This window comes from Archangium violaceum Cb vi76, from assembly GCF_000733295.1.
Classification (GTDB): Bacteria; Myxococcota; Myxococcia; order Myxococcales; family Myxococcaceae; genus Archangium; species Archangium violaceum.
Genome location: NZ_JPMI01000280.1, coordinates 17006 through 36325, shown reverse-complemented (window position 1 = coordinate 36325; position 19320 = coordinate 17006). Strand labels below are relative to the sequence as shown.

Genomic DNA, 19320 nt, shown 5'->3' with positions numbered 1-19320 from the left:
GCTTCTCCTGGGGAGCGGCGCTCCCGTGAAACGATGGTGGCTAGCGCGCGCGGCGCAGCAGGTAGCCCACCTCGAGCCGGGTGGAGTCCACGTCCGGCGACGTGGTCTCCTTCGCCACGATCTCCAGCCCCGCCTTGGCGAACACCTGCTCCCAGAACGGCAGTGTCTCCAGCCGCTGCCCGGTGAACGGGTGGAGCAGATAGTACGGGTTGTAGTACGCGAGCGACAAACCGTGCCGCATGATGGTGGGGTTGGTGATCTGCCAGTCCACCTCGATGACGGCGATGTGCAGATCCGGGAAGCGGTCCACCAGCCGGCGCAGGAAGCCCACCACGGCCTCCTCACCGGACTGGCCGAGCACCTCGTGCAGCACGAAGCCGAGCACGGTGAAGTCCGGCGCCGCCTGCACCCCGGAGTCGAGGAAGCCCAGCGCGCTGTCGCAGTACAGGTGGATGCGCTTGTCGTAGCCGCTCTCGCGCACCAGCTTCACCGCGGACTCGTAGCCAGCGCGGTCCGGCTCCACGCCCCATGCTTCCTCGATCTCCGGAGACATGCGGCAGAACTCCACCAGGTACAGCGCGTTGCCGCAGCCCAGGTCCAGCAGCCGGCGGCAGCCGCGCGACATGTGGCCCATCAGCCGACGGGTGAGCGGGATGGCGTCGTAATGGCTCATCGCGCAACTGCCCACGCCCACGCGCTCCGCGTTGCGGGTGGCGTTGCCCGCGCCCATGCGAAGTTTGTCTCCCATCTGGAGGAACGTCTCGGCGTAGCCGCCGATCATCAGCGTGTACCAGCCGCGGAACTCCTCCAGGCCCCGGCCCTTGGCGGTCAGCGAGAAGGCGTGCTCCGACTCCGTCACGTAGCCCTCGTTGGCCAGGTAACGCAGGAAGGTGCTCAGCCGGAACTCATCCATGCCGTGCTTCTTCGCCAATTCACTGACAGTCGCGCTGTCGCACGCGCACAGCGAATCGAACAACCCGGTTTGGAAGAGGTGATAGAGGTTCGCGGCGAGGGCGAACGAGCGAATGGGTTGGAGCGCCTCGATGAGACGATCTTCCAGCCTGGTTCCATGAGACATTGCTTGCTCCGGTGTGTTGCTCCGGTTGGGCTACCCGGCCGCTGAGCATGGGTCGCGGCGCGAGTGCTCTGTACATCCCGAACGGGTCTTTGCGTTGAACTTTCGGACATGCGAAAGTGACGGCCTCTGGAGCGCCCTGTCAAGCGTGCCAGCGCCTGGCTGCGGGCCCCCCGGTTCAGCCTCCCTGCTGCCGGTTTTCCCTCTCACTCAAGGTGTAATGGCTCCCGTACCTGTTTCGTCTTTCGAGCGCATCGTCCAACCCGGTAGTCCATACACCGGGCTCCAACAGCGATTGATGTACATGCAGCGTTCTCCGGGGCGCGCGTGGACCAACGTGGTGGAGAACGTGCCGTGCTGGCCGGTGGCGCCGGGGCACGCGGCCATCTCCCCGGGCGAGCTGTCCAGCTACCCGATGTGCACGGGAGAACCGGCGCTGATCGAGGCGATCATCCGGCGCGAGAAACGGTTGTACGGAATAGATCTCACCGAAGGTGAAGTCCTCGTCACCGGCGGCGCGTTGCATGCCGTGTCATTGATCTTCCGCGAGCTCGCCCGGCCGGGGGCCACGGTGCTGTGCCAGGCGCCGGTGTTCACCAGCATCGGGCAGATGTTCGACGCGTACGGGTACCGCACGCGCTTCTTCGGTTCGCGTGACGGGGAGCTGGACGCGGACGAACTGCGCGCGATGGCACGCGAGGGTGCCACCGCCATCTACATCAACACGCCCAACAACCCCACTGGCGTGGTGTTGTCGCCGCGCGCCCTGGAGACGCTGCTGGAGATCAGCGCCGAGTATGGCCTGCGGCTCATCGTGGACATGGTCTACGACAGCTTCTCGTTCGATGCGCACGCGCTCACGCTGACGCTGCTGCGAGAAGCGGCGGAGCGCTGGGGCCGGGTGTACACCGTCAACTCGCTGTCGAAGAACTACGGCTCGCCCGGCCTGCGAATCGGCTGGATCCTCTCGGCGCCGGAGAACCTGTTACCGCTGTCGGGGCTGCTGGAGCGCGAGTGCGTGGCGATCAGCGGCGTGTCCCAGGCACAGGCGGCACATCTGCTGGAGCGCGGCAACGCGGAGCTGGTGGAGCATGTGCGTCAGGGGCGCGAGGTGATGATGGCGCGCCTGGCGCGGATGGAAGGGCTGGAGGTGCTCCGCCCGGCGGGTGGGACGCAGTCGTTCGTGCGGTTGCCGGTGGATGACGTGGAAGCCTTCGGCGATTACGCGTTGTCCCGGCACGGGTTGGCCCTGGCGACTCGCAGCCAGTACCGCGGGGTGGAGGGACCCTTCATCCGCTTCCCGCTAGGCGCGCCGCGCGAGGTGGCCGAGCGCGCCCTGGCGCTGCTGGGCGAGGCCCTGGCCTGTTATCCCGGCCGAGTGGCGCCCGAGGTTCGGGCGCAGCGCACCCGCGTGGGCTCCTAAGAATCGTGTTGCGCATGCTCCCTCTCCCTCTGGGGAGAGGGCGGGGGGTGAGGGTCGTCAACCAATCGTCAACCGGTCCGGTCACGCGGACCCGGGAAGGGAAGACCCTCACCCTGGCCCTCTCCCAGAGGGAGAGGGGGACATCCACGGGCCCTCGGACCATGCCCAACTCGTCTGGGCTCACAGCTTCAGCGGAGTGGAGCGGGCCACGTCGGTCCTCGCCACCATCCAATCCGGGAGCGCGGCGCTCACCCCGGCCACGTGGGAGGGGAGGTCGGCATAGCGCACCACCAGCTCCGCTGGCACCGGTGTCTCGCCGTGCAGTTGGAGCTGGATGCTCCACCCATCGCGCGGCGGGTTCACCACGCGGATCCAGGTGGAATCGCCGCCGGGAGCCTGGGGTAGCGGCGCGTCCAGGGACCATCCGGCGAGTGCGCCGCGCGGCACCTTCAAGTCCAGGAGGGTGTAGTCCCCCGGGCCCACCCGCAGGGAAACGGTGCGCTCCGGGCCGGCCACGCCCGAGGGCGTCACCTCCACCGCTGGCATGGGCAACGCGGGCGTGGCGAGCCGTGCGCGCAGCAGGCGCCCCTCGCGCTCCAGCCGGACGCCGGGCACCCCCTCCATGGCCGGACCCAGCGATTCCGGCGGAGGCACCGAGTCGCGCGAGCGGATGAGGAGCTCCGGCTGCTGGCCCTCTGCCTCGAGGTATTCGACGGTGATGCGCTTGGGGTGCTCGCGCGTGTACGGGAAGCGCGCCATGGGCACGAGCAGGACGGCACCGGTGGCCAGGCACAGCAGGCCCGCGCGCCAGGATGGCGCGGCCGGCGCGAGCGACAGCCCCAGCATGGCGCCGGTGGCGAACGGCAGGGCCACCAGCGCGGCGAGGATGGGATCGAAAGGGATGGCGAGTGGGATACGGCCCGCGACGGGAATGAAGACGCGCAACACGTCCGATGCCGCCTCCGCCAGCAGCAGCGCGGGCGGGGCGAAGGCGATGGCCTGGATCGCGGAGCGGTAGCGGGGCAGCCACGTCCCCAGCAGCAGCGCGGCCGCTCCCCAGGCCACCGCCCAGAGCGCGAGGTAGCCGGAGCCCACGCCGAACACCGTGGCGAGGGCGAGGAGTGCCGCCCAGCCCACCACGCCACCGGCCCAACCGGCGCGGTCACCGCTGAACGGCGCCCGCCCCAGCCAGGAGCCCGCGAGCGCGAAGGCCCCGAAGCAGGCCACCGCGGTCCACGGTGCCGCGTACCAGCCGTGAGGCCGCCTCAACACATACGCCAGCACGAGCGCGGCCACCATCGGCAGCACCACGCCCAGCAGCAGCCCGGCGAAGGTGCTCGCCACCGCCCCGCCCAGCTCGCGCGCGGTGAACGCGCGGCGCCGCAGCGCTACCCCTACCGCCATCACCGCCGCCGCCAGCGTCACCACCGCCAGCGCCAGTGCCGTGCCGCGCGAGTAGACGAGCATGGTGCGTCCGGCGAGATCGTAGAAGACGTTCCCACCCTCGGGAGGTGGGCCGTGCGTGGCGAGCTCGCGCACCGTGGCGAGGACGCTGTCTCCCAGGTGCTGCAGGCTGCCCGGCTCCAGGCGCTCCAGCCGGTCCAGCGGCGTGTGGTAGGCGTAGCCGTCCTCGTAGAGCGCCAGGTCGAGCCCGCGCGGGTACGCCGGCCGATAGATCTCGAAGTCGGTGCCGGAGGGGACGAGGCCGGCCTGGAAGATGTCCTGCGCGAGCACGGTGCCGAACGGGAGCGGGGCCGCGGAGGCGTACGCGGCCACCAGTCCGCCGGCGGACTGGAACACCAGCGTCCTGCCGCCGGGGCCCGCCGAGTCGAGGTTCAGGAACGCCACCACGTCCCGGGTCCACGGGTGGTGGAGGAAGGCGGCCGCGCCGGAGCCGCCGGCCTCCTCTCCGTCCGAGAAGTTGAAGACGACGCTGCGCTCCAGAGGGGGGCCCAATGCGAGCGCGCGGGCCACCTCCACCGCCGCGGCCACGGGGGCGGCGTTGTCGCCCGCTCCCACGATACCGGGCGCGGTGTCGTAGTGCGCCGCCACCAGCACGGCCTCGGTGCGGCGGCCCGGCACCCGCGCCAGCACGTTGCGCGCGCGGTAGACGAGCGCGCCCGTCGGGTCCACGTGGACGCCGCTCGTGTCCTGCACCTCCACCGCGACGCCGGGGATGGAGCGCAGCGCGCCGAGGAGCACTTCCACGGTGAGTGCCGCGGAGCGCGTACCGGTGACGCGCGGGCCGATGTCCTCGGTCAGCTCGCGGACGAGCGGCAGCGCGCGTGCTTCGGAGAACGTGGTGGCGGGCGCGTTGGCCGGGGCGGGCTCGGGGGGCCGTGCAATCAGGGACGCCAGGCCAGCGAGCGTCAGGGACAGCAGCGCCACCACACCGCTGGCCAGCGCGGGCCGGGACCACGAAGTCGGAGTCTGTGCGTGCATTCGTTCCGCGCGTGAGGGGACCTCTACCTACAGTGCTGGGGTCCACCTGCCAACGGGAACGGCGTATTCACCAGGAGAAGAGCGCGCCACGACTCGCAGGCTGAGGCGCGCTCTCCTGCTGGCCAGGCTTCCGAGGAGACCACGGCGCGGCCGAGGAAAGGGTATCGGCGCCCCCGTGCTCGCCGGTAGAGTCGCCGGAGAGACGACGTACCTGCTCGCGATGCGGACGCTGATAATCGACAACTACGACTCCTTCACCTTCAACCTCTTCCAGTTGATCAGCGAGGTGAATGGCGAGGAGCCGATCGTGGTCCGCAACGACCAGATCGCGTGGCGGGACATTGCCGGGCTGGGGCTCGACAACATCGTCCTTTCGCCGGGCCCCGGCCATCCGGCCAACCCTTCCGACTTCGGCGTGTGTCGCGACGCGCTGGAGCAGTCCGGGTTGCCCATCCTCGGCGTGTGTCTGGGGCACCAGGGCCTGGGGCACGTGTCCGGCGGCCAGGTGACGCACGCGCCCGTGCCCATGCACGGGCGGCTCAGCCGCGTGATCCACTCCGGGGATCCGCTGTTCGCGGGCATCCCCGCCGCCTTCGATGTGGTGCGTTATCACTCGCTCATCCTCGCGGAGCCACTGCCCGCGTCGCTCGAGCGCATCGCCTGGACGGAGGAGGACGGGCTGGTGATGGCGGTACGCCACCGCTCGCGGCCGTTCTGGGGCGTGCAGTACCACCCCGAGTCCATCTGCACGAGCTTCGGGCGTGAGCTGCTCGCGAACTTCCGCGAGCTCACCCGGCGCTTCCATGAGACACGGGCCCCGCGCTCCCAGCCGCCGTCCCGCGTGCTGTCCGTGGTGCCTCGCGCGGCGCCAGTCGCGCCCGTACCGGTGCGCTTCGAGGTCCACGCGCGCAATCTCGCCACCGCGCCGGACCCGGAGTCCGTCTTCGTCCACCTCCACGGACAGGCGCGGGACGCGTTCTGGCTGGACAGCAGCCTGGTGGATCCGCGCCTCTCGCGCTTCTCCTTCATGGGTGACGCGAGCGGCCCGCACGCGCTCACCGTGGAGTTCCGCGGCCCCGGGGAGCTGACGATCCGCCAGCAGGGCAATCAGTCGCGCCAGGAGGGCAAGCTGCTGGACTTCCTCGCGCGCGAGCTGGCGCTGCGCCAAGTGGACTCGCCGGAGCTGCCCTTCGATTTCAACTGCGGCTTCGTCGGTTATCTCGGCTACGAGTTGCGCGACGAGTGTGGCTCGCCGCGCCGGTTCCGCGCGCCCGAGCCAGATGCCTGCCTCATCCTGGCGGACCGGCTCATCGCGTTCGACCACCAGCGGAACGAGGCCTGGCTGGTGTGCCTCGTGTCTCGCGGTGAGGGTGCACAGGCGGAGCAGTGGTTCGCGCGGATGGAGGCGCGGCTCGCCGATGTTCCTCCCGCGCAGCCGCCCGTGGCCGCGCCCGTGGGGGAGCATGTGCCGGTTGCCCTCAGCCGCGAGCGGGAGACGTACCTGGGGGACATCCAGCGGTGCCTGGAGAAGATCGGCGACGGTGAGAGCTACGAGGTCTGCCTCACCAACAAGCTGCACCTGCCCCAGGCGCCGGATCCGTTGCTCTACTACCGGCTGCAGCGGCGGCGGAACCCGGTGCCCTACGGCGCGTTCCTTCGGTTCGGCGAGCTGGCGGTGTGCTGCTCGTCGCCGGAGCGCTTCCTGCGTGTGGAGCGCGGAGGGTGGGTGGAGTCCAAGCCCATCAAGGGCACCCGCCGGCGTGGCGAGAGCGCCGAGGTGGACGAAGCGCTGCGCCGCGACCTGGCCTCGTGCGAGAAGGACCGCGCCGAGAACCTGATGATCGTGGACCTGGTCCGCAACGATCTCGGGCTGGTGTGCGAGGTGGGCAGCGTGCACGTGCCGAAGCTGATGGACGTGGAGACGTACGCCACGGTCCATCAGCTCGTCAGCACGGTGCGCGGGCGTCTGCGGCCGGGCCTCTCCGTGGTGGACTGCGTCCGCGCCGCCTTCCCCGGCGGCTCCATGACGGGCGCGCCCAAGCTGCGCACCATGGAGCTCATCGACTCGCTGGAGCTGGAGGCCCGGGGCGTGTACTCGGGGTCCATCGGCTTCATCGGGTGCTCCGGCGCGGCGGATCTCAACATCGTGATCCGCACGGCGGTGATGATGCCGGAGCGCACCACCGTGGGCGTGGGTGGCGCCATCATCGCGTTGTCCAATCCCGAGGAGGAGTTCGCGGAGATCCTGCTGAAGGGCCGGTCGTTGCTGGAGACGTTCGAGCAGGCGCGAGGCGCGGCCGCCCCGGCGCGGGGTGACCTTCTCGAAAAGGCGACGGGGTGACGGCTTCGGCGGTGGAACAGGGCGGCGGGCCGCCGGCGCCCCGGTTGTGGGCGAACGCGAACTTCCGTGCGCTGTTCGTCGGCCAGACCGTCTCCCTCATCGGGGACGGGGTGTCGTTCGCGATGTTCCCGCTGCTGGTGCTGGCGCTGACGGGCTCCGGGACGCAGATGGGTCTGGTGGGCGCGCTGGAGATGCTGCCGGCGGCGCTGTTCAGCCCCATCGCCGGGGCGCTCGCGGACCGGTGGGATCGCCGCCGCATCATGATGTGGTGCAACCTGGCGCGCGCGGTCCTGATCGGGCTGGTGCCGCTCGCGGGCGCGATGGGCGTGCCGGTGCTCCCCGTCGTCTATGCGGTCACCATTCCGTTCGGTGCGCTCAACGCGCTGTTCAACTCGGCGTACTTCGCTTCGTTACCGGCCATCGTGGGGCACGAGGCGCTGGCGTCCGCCACCTCCACGCTGATGGCGGCGCGGTGGGTGGGCAATGTGTTCGGCCCGGCGCTGGCTGGCTTCATCGCGGCGCGCTGGAATCCACAGGTGGGGCTGGCGCTCGACGCGCTCACCTTCCTGGTCGCGTACGCGGCGCTGCACTTCACGCGCGGCCCGTTCCAGGTCGCCCCCGCGGCATCGCGCGGCTCCCTGTTCGGAGAGGTGCGCGAGGGGCTGGAGTACGCGGCGGGGCAGCCCGTCCTGGTGGCCACCATGCTCCTGAGCTGCGGGGTCGAGGCCGTCACCTACCAGCTCGTGCCGATGACGACGTTCCTCACCCAGGTGGATCGTGGCCTGCCGCCGTCCACCTTCGGCCTGCTGGTGGCGGTGTTCGGCGCCGGGATGCTGCCCGGGTTGCTGCTGGTGCCGAGGCTCTCCCGGGGGCGGGTCTGGCCAGTCATCCTGCTGGCCAATCTGGTGGCCGGGCTGGCGCTGGCGCTGCTCGCGCTGAGCGGGCAATTGGCGCCCATGCTGGTGGCCTCGGCGCTGTGTGGCGGCGCCAACTCCCTCTCCCTGTCGCTACTGTCCACCCGCTGGGCGCGGCTGACGCCCAACGAGATGCTGGGCCGCGTGGGCAGTCTCTACACGCTGGCGACCCGGCTCATCGGGCCGGTGTCCGCCGTCACCGTGGGCGCCGTGCTGGACCGGTCCGGCGGAGTGGCCGCGCTCGGGATGGCGGCTGCCTTCCTCGTCTTCCTCACCGTCACCTTCGCGCTCTCTCCCAGCTTCCGGGGGGCGAGCGAGGTCCGCTCGCCCGGCCCCAGCGCGGGTTGAGCCGGCGTCACTTCGGCTGCTCGCGCCCCTCGTCGATGAGGAGATCCTCCAGCCGGCACGCCTCGTCGATGATGAGCGTGTACAGCCGCCGCACGAAGTCCGGATCCAGCCCGCGCGCCGCGCCCATCTCCGCGCAGCGCTGCTTCACGAACTCCACCCGGCCCTGCTGCATCATCGGGATGTTGTGCTCCCGCTTGCGCAGGGCGATCTCCCCGCACAGTTGGAGCCTGCGCGCCAGTGTCTCCACCAGCGTCACGTCGATGGCGTCGAGCTGCTCGCGCAGGCCCGCCAGGGGATGGGCCTCGGGGGATGGCTTCTGGTCACTCATGATGCTCCTCGGAACTGGCGCACGGCTTCCTCCCACAGGAGGCGGCCGGTGGTGCGGGGGCTGTAGAGGCGCTCGGCCGGTTTGAGCCCGAGCGCGCCGTGCATCAGGAACTGCCAGGCGATGTGCGCGTAGTGCCTGGGCGTGCAGGCGCGCAGCACCGGCAGGTAGTCCGACGGCTGCGTCGGGGACCACCAGTAGTTCACCGAGATGGATGGCGAGAGCGAGCGGACCTCGTGCCACCAGACGCGGGGCATGAAGATCATGTCACCCGGGCGGAGGATGCCCTCCAGCACCCGGGCGTGGGCGAAGCGCGGCCAGGCGCTCGGGTCCGGAGCCTCCACGTCCACCATGCTCTCGCTCAGGTTGTCGAACGAGGGGTACATGGAGGCGGAGTCCTCCGGGGAGGCGAGCAGCAGCCGCTTCTCGCCCATCACCTGGGCGAGGAAGTTGTCCATGAAGTCGAAGTGGAACGTGAGCCGTGTTCCCTCGGAGCCCAGCCACAGCAGGCTCTTGGTGCTCCCCTGTTCGGGGCCGAAGCGGGGGAAGGGCACGTCGGAGGCGAGCCCCTCCATCGACTCGACCCTCACGGCGTTGAGGTAGCAGGGCCGGGTGCGCTCGCGCGACTCGATGAGGTCCACGAACGCCGCGAGCGATTGGCGGCGCGCGTGCGGCTGGAGCTTGCGCGAGAAGAAGGTGCCCTCGCTGGGGAGGTCCACCATGGTGTTCACCTCGCGCGTGCCGAACGCCTCGCGGAAGTACCCGAGGGACCACTTGCTCATCGCGGGCCACTCGCTCATCCATCCGGAGATGATGACGGGCCGGCGGGGCTCCAGGTACTCACGGATGAACTCCTCCCGCGAGGGTGCGTGGACCCGGGGGAGGGGGGTGGTGCGGATCACGCCACTCCTCCAGCGGCGTGGGCCTGTGCGGTCGGAATGGGCCTGGGGCGCGGCGGGGGCCGGTGGGTCTCCTCGCCGGGCGAGTGGAACACGGCCAGGCCGCGCTCCTTCAGATCCTCCAGCACGGCGCGCGAGTCGGGGAACGAGGCCAGCAACTCCTCCACCGTGCGGGGCGTGGCGAGCTGCTCCACCAGCGGCGCCAGCTCCGCCGGCAGCGTCACCGGCTCGGCGCGCAGCAGGTTGACGAGCATCAACTCCCGGCGGCCCTCGGCCTCCACCACGCGGCCCACCACGAACGGCGCCAGCACCAGCGTGGAGCCCGGAGGCAGCCCCTGCCGGTAGAGGCAGCGGTGGACGCGGGGGGAGAGGGAACGCGGGCGCACCACGTGCTTCTCCTCGAGCTCCCGCGTCGCGCCCGCGAACGGCTCCACGTCCAGCAGCGAGCGGCCCACCGTCTCCTTCTCGGAGGTGGAGTCGTGCAGCCGGGTCATCAGGAGCATGCGCTCGAACGTGCGCCGCTCCTGGCCGGTGACGATGGCGCCGTAGACGAGCGAGGTGCTCGTCTTGATGCGCGCCAGGTACACCTCGCCCACCAGGTGCTCGTAGGAGAAGGACTGCGTGGAGAGCGACTCCAGCGACTGGTAGCCGAACCAGTCGCGCGACTCGGTGGCGGTGCTGAGCGCGGTGGCGACGCGGTACTGGCCCAGCCGCTCCATCCCCTGGTTGGCTCCGTCCACCTTGCAGTACGAGTCCGCGGCGATCTCCCGGTAGCGCCCCGCCATGTCGAGGTACGGCTCCTCCCACCTGGAGGGGGTGAGCCCGTACTCACCGAGCTTGTGGAACAGCGGCTGGCCGGGGGAGATGATGAACGGCTCCACGTTGAGGCGGAGGTTCGGGTACTGCGCCTGGAGGCCACGCAGCAGCAGCCCGGTGCGGATGAAGCGATCCCGGCTGTCACCGGGGAAGCCGGGGATGAAGCCCGCGGCCACCGCCATGCCCGTCTCCAGGAAGGCGCGCAGCCCGCGCAGGTTGTCCGCCTCGGTGCGGCGTTTGTTCATCCGCTCCAGCGTTTCGTCCGAGAGCGACTCGATGCCGAGGAACACCGTGCGGCAGCCGGCCCGGAAGAGCAGCTGCGCGGTGTCCGGATCCATGTCCGCGCGCATGAAGCCGCCCCAGAGGATGTCCAGCTTGTGGTCCAGCAGCGCCTGGGCGAAGTCCCGCAGCCGGCTCAGCTTGCCGTTGAGCAGCGAGTCGGTGAACCAGATGGCGTCCATCTGGTAGGTCTGCTTCATCTGGCGGATCTGCTCCACCGCCTGCGCCGTGGTGCCCAGGCGGAAGTGCTTCCAGAAGACCCACTCGCTGCAGAAGGTGCACTTGTCGGTGCAGCCGCGCGACAGTTGGTAGGGCAGCACGCGGAAGCCCTTCACGATGGGCGTGTACGACAGCAGCGGCATCTCCTCGAAGCTGGGCATGGGCAGCTCCGGCAGGCGCAGCAGCTTGCGATCGGTGCTGACGAAGGCGCCGCTGTGGCGATCCCTCATCAGCGTGCCCGGCACCGGCTCCACCACCTCACCGCCGTGGGAGAAGGCCTCGTAGAGGGACAGCAGCGTCTCCTCGCCCTCGCCGATCGCCACCGCGTCGAACAGGCCACTCATCAGGCCCAGCTTCGCCGCCGTGCGGCTCTCGGTGACCTGCGGCCCGCCCGCGACGATGAAGGGCGGGGACTTGCGCCGCTTGAGGTGCGCGGCCGCCATCAGCGTGGACAGGTAGTTGGACGTCCAGGTGGAGAAGCCCACGAAGCGTACGTCCGGAAGCTGGCTGAACACCTCGGCGTAGTAGCGGTCCAACTGCACCAGGTACGTGTGCAGCGGCAGCGAGTTGATGCCGCGCTCCACGCAGTAGCGCTCGAAGAGCTCGTCGTGCTCGGGGACGAGCGGCTTGCCCTCGTCGAAGTTGCGCAGCATCCGCAGCGCCAGCGGGAGATCCGGCACGTCGATGACGTAGGTCTCACCGAAGGCACCGATCGGCCGGTACGTGGGCGCATAGGAGAAGGGCACCCAGAGCCGCAGATCCAGGAAGTCGAAGTCGTGGCAGCCGTTCGCCTTGAGGTACCCGAGCAGCGCGGCGGCGCCAGCGGGCGGAGAGGTGAGTGGGTAGGGCGGCGCGATGCAGAGGAGATTCGGCTTCAGCGCGCCAGGTTCACTCGGGGCTCGTTGCATGTTCACTCCTGTTGCCACGAGGAAGAGGCATTGATGATGGGATGCGCGTTAATAACAGAGGTCCTTCCGGGAATGGATACGTAGAATCCGGGCACATGCCTCCTGACTCCTCGACTCCTCCTCTTCCGATGGCGAGCTGGTTGCGCCAGATCGCCCGGACGCCCCAACAGGACTCGTTCGAGCTGCTGTCCCGGCCGGGGATGCTGTCCCTGGCGCTCGGTCTCCCGGCCGCCGAGCTGTTTCCGGGAGAGGCGCTGGCTCGCGCGGCGGGCTCGCTGAGCTCGGCGGCCGCGCTCCAGTACCGGGCGCCCGAGGAGTCGCTCAAACCCCATGTCCTCGAGCTGATGAGCGCTCGCGGCGTGCGTTGCTCCGCGTCGCAGATCTTCTTCACCGTCGGTGCACAGCAGGGGATGAGCCTGCTGTTGCGGCTGCTGTTGGATCCGGGCCAGGAGGTGATGGCGGAGGAGATCTCGTACACCGGCTTCGCCGGCGCGCTGGCGCCGCACGACTGCAAGCTGCTGACGGTGCCCACGAACGTGGAGACGGGCATCGACGTGGACGCGGTGGAGGCCCGGTTGCGCAACGGAGCCCGGCCGCGGGTGTTGTACGTGATGGCGGATGGACACAACCCGCTGGGGGTGAGCCTGCCGTTGGAGAAGCGGAAGCGGCTGGCGGCGCTGGCTCGCGAGTTCGGGTTCTACATCCTGGAGGACGACGCCTATGGGCAGCTGTGCTTCGGGGCGGGCTCGCCGACGATCCGGTCCTTCGAGGAGCGGTGGGTGCTGTACATCGGCTCGTTCTCCAAGATCCTCGCGCCGTCGCTGCGGCTGGGCTGGGTGGTGGTGCCGGAGGAGCTGGCGGCGGAGCTGGCCAACGTGAAGGAGGGCTCGGACCTCGACGTGGCGAGCTACTCGCAGCACGTCGCGAGCGCGGCGCTGGGGACGGGGTTCCTGGGGAAGCACGTCGCGGCGCTGAAGGAGGAGTACCGCCAGCGGCGGGACGCGATGGAGCGGGCGCTCGCCGAGCACTTCCCGTCCGGTGCGAGCTGGAGCCACCCCGAGGGCGGTTTCTTCACCTGGGTGGAGTTGCCGCGACACCTGAACGCCACGCAGCTGCTGCGGCGCGCCGCGGACGAGCAGCGGGTGGCGTTCATGCCCGGAGGCGCGTTCTCGCTGCGTCCCGGCGCCGGGGACAACTGCATGCGCCTGTCCTTCTCGTATTGCGCGCCCGCCGTCATCGAGGACGGCGTGGCGCGGCTCGGGAAGCTGCTGCGCTCCGTGAGGTGAGCGAGCGGGCCTAGAAGTAGCTCTGGAGCGACCCCTGGCGGCGGATGTCGAGGGTCGCGCAGTGGAACGAGCCGCCGAAGTTGTTGAAGTTCCAGAAGGGGATGGGAATGGGCTCGAAGCCCTTCTTCTTCAGGAGCTCGAGGGTCCGCTCCTCGCCCTGGGTGGCGATGACGCGCTTCTCGTCGAGCATCAGCACGTTCAGGTTCATCCACTTCGAGCTGAAGTAGAGCGGGTGCTCGTCGGGGATGTGCGGCTCCGGGGCCCGGAAGACGTCCCAGTCCTTGAAGATCTCCGGCACCTTCACCACCCGCTCCGGGTGGACGAGGAGCTTGCCCGGCGCGAGCGGGTAGAAGGTGGCGTCGATGTGCATCGGGTGCTGGTCGTCGAAGAGCAGCTCATGCACCCGGTACGTGTCGCCGTGGCGATCGCGCAGGTAGCGGCGCAGCCACTCCACACCGGCGTGGTTGCAGGTGCTGGAGAGGCCCATGAAGATGTCGCGGCCGCACTTGATGACGTCGGCGGCGTCGAAGATGGGCTCGTGGTCGTTGATGACGAACTTGCCCAGCTCGCCCTTCTTCGGCTGCACGAAGTCCTTCTCGTACAGGTCGTCATGGAGCTGCGGGCGGGGCGCGGAGATCCAGCCGGCACCGGCGGCCCAGTACTCCTTCAGCAGCGGCTTGAAGGCGAGGGTCTCGAAGTAGCGGGAGCGCCAGGCCATCGGCGTCTCGATGATCTCGTTGCCGATCACCAGCAGCGAGTCGCGCGGGTTGGCGGCTCCGAGACCGCTCGGAGAGCTCCAGTCCGGCGAGGAGAAGTTCTTCGACCAGTCCACCTTGGCCGGGCGGCGGACCTTCACGCCCTCCGCCTCGAGGACCCGCGCCAGTCCCTCGAGCTCCTGCTCCGCCTTCCGGGCGAGCTCGGCCGGCCACGGCTTGCCGCCCTGGGTCTTGAAGAGGGGGAAGTGGGGCTCGTACATCGGGCCGGCCATGCCCGGCTCCCACGGCGGGATGACCATGCCCTCGAGCGAGCCGACGATGATCTCCTCGAGAGGATCCCACTCGTTGTGGATGTTGACGGGGCTGCGGGCGGGAAGCGGCTCGGGTTGGATGGGGGCAGGACGCATGGTGATGAGCGAACAGGGGAAAACGGCAGAGCAAGGTACCGACGTCGTCCGCGAAAGTCGATTGGGGCCATTATCCGCAGCCAAGGGGCGCCGACGCTCGGTTCGGGCAATACTTCACGCGGAGGATGAAGTCCTGCCACTGCCAGCGCACCTGCCGCATCGAGTGTCTACGTGATGGTGACGCCGACGATCGGCGCGACGTGATGATGCAGTGACACGCATACCCCGATGAGCCCTTCGAGTGCGGCCGGATGGAACCGGCACTTCTCAAGTGCCCACCGGAGCTCGTTGTCCGAATGTTCCACGTCCTCCGAGGGCAGGCACCCGCAGTCCTCCGGAGGAACGGGGGCCACTCCGTATGCTCCGGCGGCAATCGCGATGCCGGCGGACGTCAACTCTCCAGCCACGAGTTCCCATTGCTCGTCGGAGAGAGCCGCGGCGAAGGTGATTTGTAGTTCTCGTACGTCGTTCTCGGAGTCCTCGATGCTCCATGGAAACGGAAGCTTCGATGGAGCCTGTGGGTATGGCTCCTCGAGCTTCGGATCAACGGTGATGGGACGAGGTACTAGGCCTGCGGAGGAGATCCGCACGCGCTTGAGAGGCACGTCAGCGTGGGCCGCGAGCAGGAGGCACAGGAGACAGTGACTCGCGCGCTCATCCAGCCTCCATCCGTCGAAGATGAACCGTGCTGACTGCGCCGACCCACTGAAGGACGGCTGCTCTGGGGCTGGATGTGGCTGTGCCCCAGCCTCCATCGAGAGTGCCCCGCTGGAGGCGAGCATCCAGAAGGGGAATACGTTGTCTTGAAGAAGGTCGGCATCGGCGGTGCTTAGGGGCGCGACCGTCTCGATCGTGAGTTCGACCGTTCGTTGTCCCTCCCATGGATTTCTGGGAGGAACTTCGAACACGAAAGGCAGTGCGTAGTTCGTGACCATCATCCGTTACTCCAGATGCCGCCGCTTCCAGCGTTCGCTTTCGCTGCCCTTGATGAAGTTGTTGTCGAGCGAATTATCGTCGAACAGGGTCACGGGTTCGAGCACCTTCGCCAGAGATCGCAGCAGGGGGAGGTTCGCTTTGCGATTCACGTCCCCGGCCTCGGGCTTCGGCCCTGCTTGTAGCATGAGCCCGTCACCGACTTTCTCTATTCCGATGCTGGCGTCCAACTCGCCGCGCAGGTGTTTTTCGCCGCCCAGCTTCTTGAGTGCAGCCGGCCCGATGAAGTTGAGCCAGTACGTGCCGCGCAGCTTGTTCCCAATGCTGAAGCATGAGGATTTGCTCTCTGGGACGTCATATCCGGGATGGCGGAACGCGAGCTTGCCTACCTCTTCCGCGAAGGCCAGCTGCTGTCCTTCCACACCCCAGGTCAGCGCTGGCGACGCATACCCGCTCGAGTATGGCAACATGGTGCCAATCTGTTTTGCCAGCGCGAGGGCTGCGCCGACTTCTGCCTCGGTCGTCGGCGAGCGTGGCAGCCGAATCTCCAGGAAATTTGCTTCGTCGTCCTCAGGGTCGCGGAAACCCCAGCACGCGAAGAAGTAATCTGGGTTCAGCTGTTGGGGTCCCCCTATCTCGAACGAAGTCAGTTCGCGGGTGCGCGCCTTGCCTGGATCAAGCTCCTTGCGCGCCGCAGCGAGCCGCTGCGGTGTGAGGGCTTTGTATTCCGCCGAGTTGGATCCGACGGACGCCCACTTCCTGCCGTCTTCAGGAGTCGTCTCAAGCCAATGCTCGAATGCGCGACCATAGACGGCTGCTAGATCCTTGAACGGCTTTTTGCAGAAGAAAACGATGATGAAGCTGTCTCGAAGGAACAGCCCATCCTCATTGAGTAGTCGGATTTCTTTGGACATATTCTCACCAACGAGCCCCGATGACTTGAGGGGTCTTCTTCATTGTTTTTTTGTACTTCATGAACTGCTTGTTCGGCATCTTCGGTGGACTGTCGCAATTGAATTTGAAGTCATAGATATGCTCGATGTTTCCCTCGGCGTCTCGCACGACGACATCGAGTTGGATGTATGGCAGCTTCGAGAAGAAGGCTTTGTTGAAGGCTTTGCCCTGATCCTCCTTGCTTTTACCAGCCTTCTTGGCGTCAAGGGATTTCTTGCGCCCAGCAGCAAGCGCCTGCCCGCGGGATCTGCGCGAGGGCATGCCCTTTTTGTCGAAAGCCACCTCGGACTCAACTAATGGGTTTTTTGCGTCCTTGATTTTCTTTTCGCAGCACTTGTGCTTCTTCGTTCCGAGTTTAGTGCATTTCTTGCCGATCGGCTTATTCTCTCGCGTATACTTGTGTCTGAGATTGACCTCATCGTTACATTCTCTGGCGATCTGTACCAGTGCTTTATGTATCTCAACAGGGCTGCAAGCTTGGCTCAGTCCAGACAGTGTCGCCGAGTTCGACGGTGAGCCTCCCGGCCCACAGTTGTTCATCATGGGATCGCCCAACAACTGGACGTTCTTCCCTTCAACCTTGACGTTCAATGACCCCGGACCAATGAACTTCGTTGGCCCATGTGTGTTGGCGGAGGTCAGACCTCCGCCGGTGCCCTTGCTGGCAGCATCGCCCATAGAACCGAAACTCGCGCCCTTGATGGCGATGGCGTGGCCTTCGATGGTGACGGAGGTCGAGTAACCCTTGGGTGAGTCGCCGCTCTTTCCAATGTTTGGCAGTGGGGCCGGAACGAACGGAGCTGGCGGGCCTGGCATCTTGCACATGTTCGGAAGAGTCGCCGCAGCAATACCGACGCTCCCTTCCGTCACGGGGGTTTTCGGAGAATTCACCGATACGCTCATGAGTCCCTCGCCGCTTCCGGGCTGGATTCGAGCACCGCGGCCGCCCGCAGACCGCTTTCCGAGCTGCCCCAGACGAGCGCCCTCGGTCCTTTCGCGTACCTTCGCGCCCAGGCCTGTGTTGCCAACACGCACGACAAAGCGCCTGACGCGGCACCGACATCTCCCCAGCAGTCGACCGGCGCGACGTAGGCGAAATCCCTCAGAGCGCGTTGCGTCCTGAGCACCGCGAACCCCCACTCCTCGGTCCGGTAGCGCTCTCCGTTGATGTCGCAATACACGGCATCCAGTGCTTCGTCGGGGAGTTTCAACCCGGTGACTGCCCCCGTGATCGCCTGGCTCAGCCCCTGGCCGAGCCCCTCTTCGTCTCCCTTGATGAGCCGCGTCTCGACCGCCGAGCACGAACCGCGCACACGCGCGAGGGTCGGAAGGCGATGCCGTCTCCGGGTGGACTCATGCGCCAGGACGAGAGCGCCCGCGGCTTCGCCGGGAAAGAACCCGGCGCGAGCCCCCTCACCGGCCAGCTGGAGATTGGAGGCGAGCCAGTCGAGCGTCTCCGCTTCCTGATAACCATCCACACCGAGAACGATGCAGAACTCCTCGGTGCCCTGGTCGAGCCACCTCGCTGCTACTTCAATCGCGGAGATCGCGCCCGCATGCCCGCGACCGCCAGGTTCGAAGCGTAGGTGCCTGCCTCCTGGGAGGGAGTTGACTGCGAGCTCGCGGAGGATGGTCCGTGCGTCGTCATCCGAAAACCCCGGCCGTGTTTCTGGGAGCGCGACCAGGACGGGAGCAGGACGCCGGAGAGAGCTCAGGGCGCTCAGTTTCCGGCTGAGCTCGCCGAGTGTGGCCGTGGCCAGGGCTGTCAGCCGGGCGCGTCCCAGGATCCCATCGTCGAGCAGGCCATCCCGAGCGCATGTGAGTGGCTTGCCCTGTCCATCGACCATGAAGGGATGGACACCGAGCCTCGAGATGCCCGCACGCACCGCGGCGGCGCTGCTCTCCGCGGTCAGCCCGACCGGAGTCCGTGCCGCGACCGCGACGATGTTCACGGAGTGGCTCATGTCAGGAACGGTTTCTCCTGGATGTCAGTCCTATCCAGATAATCCACGTCCCTTGGCGAGACGCGAATGGCACTCTGCCACACCATTCCCAGCAGCATCCGGTTCGCGTCGACGAAGACGGTGGCGAGCCGCGCGCGGTGTTCCTGGGAGCGGCGACCGAACCATGTCGTCATGACGAAGTAGAGTTTTGGCAGATCGAAGCGCAGCACCCCTTGCGGCGTCATGTTCACGAGTTCGATGCGCTCCCCGCCTCGCAGGAGCCTACTCGGGCGTTGATCCACAGGAGCGCAGAGCGCGAAGCGCTCATCGTAGTCGGTGGGAAGCAGTGGTTTCTGTGTCTGCTCCCAGGCGGCATCAAACGTGCCGGAGAGCTCGCGTCGCGGAGACCAACTGGCCTCGATGGGGCCGAATCCAGCGGGGCCTGTCTTCGCGAAGTGACCGTCGGGGTACTCGATGACGTGGGCGGGCTGATCCACCAGCCGTTCTGGCTTCGCGGCGACGCCCTTGCCCACAGGGTTGCGTGGGTCGAGTCGGTGGTTGCGGACATCGGGGTCCGTCTGATCATGGCCGCCGTAGGCCCATTCGTAGGCAATGGGACGCGTTGTGAAGGGAAGCGGCTTCGAAGGCACGACCCCAGTCAAGCCGTTCATGAATACGCGGGTCCCATGCACCACGAGGACCTTCCGCACTGCCTCGAACCGCAGCGTGACGGGAACGGTCGTGGTCGGCTTGCCTTCCGGAGCATGCGCACTCGCGTCCACGAGCACGTCGGTCGCTGGCTTGATCGCGAGCAGGTCGGAGTCGCACCGTAAGCTCGAAGTTCCCGGCTCACCGCGGTACTCGGGCGCGAGCACTGGTGGAGGCTGCTCGTCCGCGAGGGACAGTTGGCCGTCCGGCGCTACGTGGAATGACGCCTTCACTGCCACGATCCAGTGGTGCGCGCCCGTCTTGTCTCGCGTCCAGTTACGTTCGGCGGAGTAGGAAGTGCGGTTGTTCAGGGCCCACATTGGCTCACCATGGAGGTGGAGTCCGGTTCGGAAATCTGCCTGGGAGAGTGTAGCCGATCATGGA

The 19320-nt window shown here is 67.8% G+C and carries 15 protein-coding genes; 4 read left to right on the top strand and 11 right to left on the bottom strand.

Annotated features, from left to right (window positions below; translation table 11 throughout):
- Positions 1–40 precede the first annotated feature (40 nt).
- The gene (locus Q664_RS38990) at positions 41–1078 is read right to left on the bottom strand and encodes a 2-ketoarginine methyltransferase (protein WP_043408094.1); all 1038 of its coding nucleotides are present in this window, start codon (positions 1076–1078) and stop codon (positions 41–43) included.
- Between the two features lie 217 nt (positions 1079–1295).
- Here Q664_RS38990 and Q664_RS38985 point away from each other — a divergent pair, with 217 nt between their 5' ends.
- Positions 1296–2498: a beta-methylarginine biosynthesis bifunctional aminotransferase gene (locus Q664_RS38985; RefSeq protein WP_075207640.1), complete on the top strand. Its 1203-nt coding sequence runs from the start codon at positions 1296–1298 to the stop codon at positions 2496–2498.
- A gap of 180 nt (positions 2499–2678) precedes the next feature.
- Here Q664_RS38985 and Q664_RS38980 read toward each other — a convergent pair whose 3' ends face one another.
- A complete protein-coding gene (locus Q664_RS38980; protein ID WP_043408090.1) occupies positions 2679–4940 on the bottom strand; it encodes a M28 family peptidase in 2262 nt (753 codons plus the stop codon).
- Positions 4941–5115: 175 nt separating this feature from the next.
- On the opposite strand from Q664_RS38980, the gene pabB reads away from it, so the two are divergent.
- Positions 5116–7281 (top strand): aminodeoxychorismate synthase component I, encoded by a 2166-nt coding sequence (gene pabB / locus Q664_RS38975; RefSeq protein WP_200883827.1) that lies wholly within the window; start codon positions 5116–5118, stop codon positions 7279–7281.
- Positions 7278–8543 carry an MFS transporter gene (locus Q664_RS38970; protein ID WP_043408085.1) on the top strand — a complete coding sequence of 422 codons (1266 nt, stop codon included), beginning with the start codon at positions 7278–7280 and terminating at the stop codon, positions 8541–8543. Before pabB ends, Q664_RS38970 begins: the two co-directional genes overlap by 4 nt.
- Before the next feature lie 7 nt (positions 8544–8550).
- Here the strand turns inward: Q664_RS38970 and Q664_RS38965 are convergent, their stop codons facing one another.
- The 3 genes from Q664_RS38965 to Q664_RS38955 are packed head-to-tail and all read right to left on the bottom strand — an operon-like array spanning position 8551 to position 11989.
- The gene (locus Q664_RS38965; RefSeq protein ID WP_043408083.1) at positions 8551–8871 is read right to left on the bottom strand and encodes a chorismate mutase; all 321 of its coding nucleotides are present in this window, start codon (positions 8869–8871) and stop codon (positions 8551–8553) included.
- On the bottom strand, positions 8868–9770 hold the full coding sequence (locus Q664_RS59550; protein WP_043408081.1) for a cupin-like domain-containing protein: 903 nt from the start codon (positions 9768–9770) through the stop codon (positions 8868–8870). The genes Q664_RS38965 and Q664_RS59550 overlap by 4 nt, the downstream gene beginning before the upstream one ends.
- Positions 9767–11989, bottom strand: a complete 2223-nt coding sequence (locus tag Q664_RS38955) for a B12-binding domain-containing radical SAM protein (RefSeq protein ID WP_043408079.1) — start codon at positions 11987–11989, stop codon at positions 9767–9769. The genes Q664_RS59550 and Q664_RS38955 overlap by 4 nt, the downstream gene beginning before the upstream one ends.
- A gap of 95 nt (positions 11990–12084) precedes the next feature.
- Between Q664_RS38955 and Q664_RS38950 the strand changes: the two genes are divergently transcribed.
- Positions 12085–13275, top strand: coding sequence for an aminotransferase-like domain-containing protein (locus Q664_RS38950; RefSeq protein ID WP_043408077.1), 1191 nt, complete (start codon positions 12085–12087; stop codon positions 13273–13275).
- 10 nt (positions 13276–13285) lie between these two features.
- Here the strand turns inward: Q664_RS38950 and Q664_RS38945 are convergent, their stop codons facing one another.
- The 6 genes from Q664_RS38945 to Q664_RS38920 all read right to left on the bottom strand — a co-directional run bounded on the left by Q664_RS38945 (position 13286) and on the right by Q664_RS38920 (position 19256).
- Positions 13286–14398 carry an amidinotransferase gene (locus Q664_RS38945; protein WP_052519199.1) on the bottom strand — a complete coding sequence of 371 codons (1113 nt, stop codon included), beginning with the start codon at positions 14396–14398 and terminating at the stop codon, positions 13286–13288.
- A gap of 167 nt (positions 14399–14565) precedes the next feature.
- Entirely contained in the window at positions 14566–15336 is a 771-nt protein-coding gene (locus Q664_RS38940) for a hypothetical protein (protein ID WP_043408074.1), read from the bottom strand.
- A gap of 3 nt (positions 15337–15339) precedes the next feature.
- A complete protein-coding gene (locus Q664_RS38935; RefSeq protein WP_043408072.1) occupies positions 15340–16245 on the bottom strand; it encodes a type VI immunity family protein in 906 nt (301 codons plus the stop codon).
- Between the two features lie 4 nt (positions 16246–16249).
- Positions 16250–17188 (bottom strand): PAAR-like domain-containing protein, encoded by a 939-nt coding sequence (locus Q664_RS56845; RefSeq protein WP_084610677.1) that lies wholly within the window; start codon positions 17186–17188, stop codon positions 16250–16252.
- Positions 17185–18249: a hypothetical protein gene (locus Q664_RS38925; protein ID WP_043408066.1), complete on the bottom strand. Its 1065-nt coding sequence runs from the start codon at positions 18247–18249 to the stop codon at positions 17185–17187. Before Q664_RS38925 ends, Q664_RS56845 begins: the two co-directional genes overlap by 4 nt.
- Complete coding sequence (locus Q664_RS38920) at positions 18246–19256, bottom strand: DUF2169 family type VI secretion system accessory protein (RefSeq protein ID WP_043408063.1); 1011 nt, start codon at positions 19254–19256, stop codon at positions 18246–18248. The genes Q664_RS38925 and Q664_RS38920 overlap by 4 nt, the downstream gene beginning before the upstream one ends.
- Positions 19257–19320: the final 64 nt, after the last annotated feature.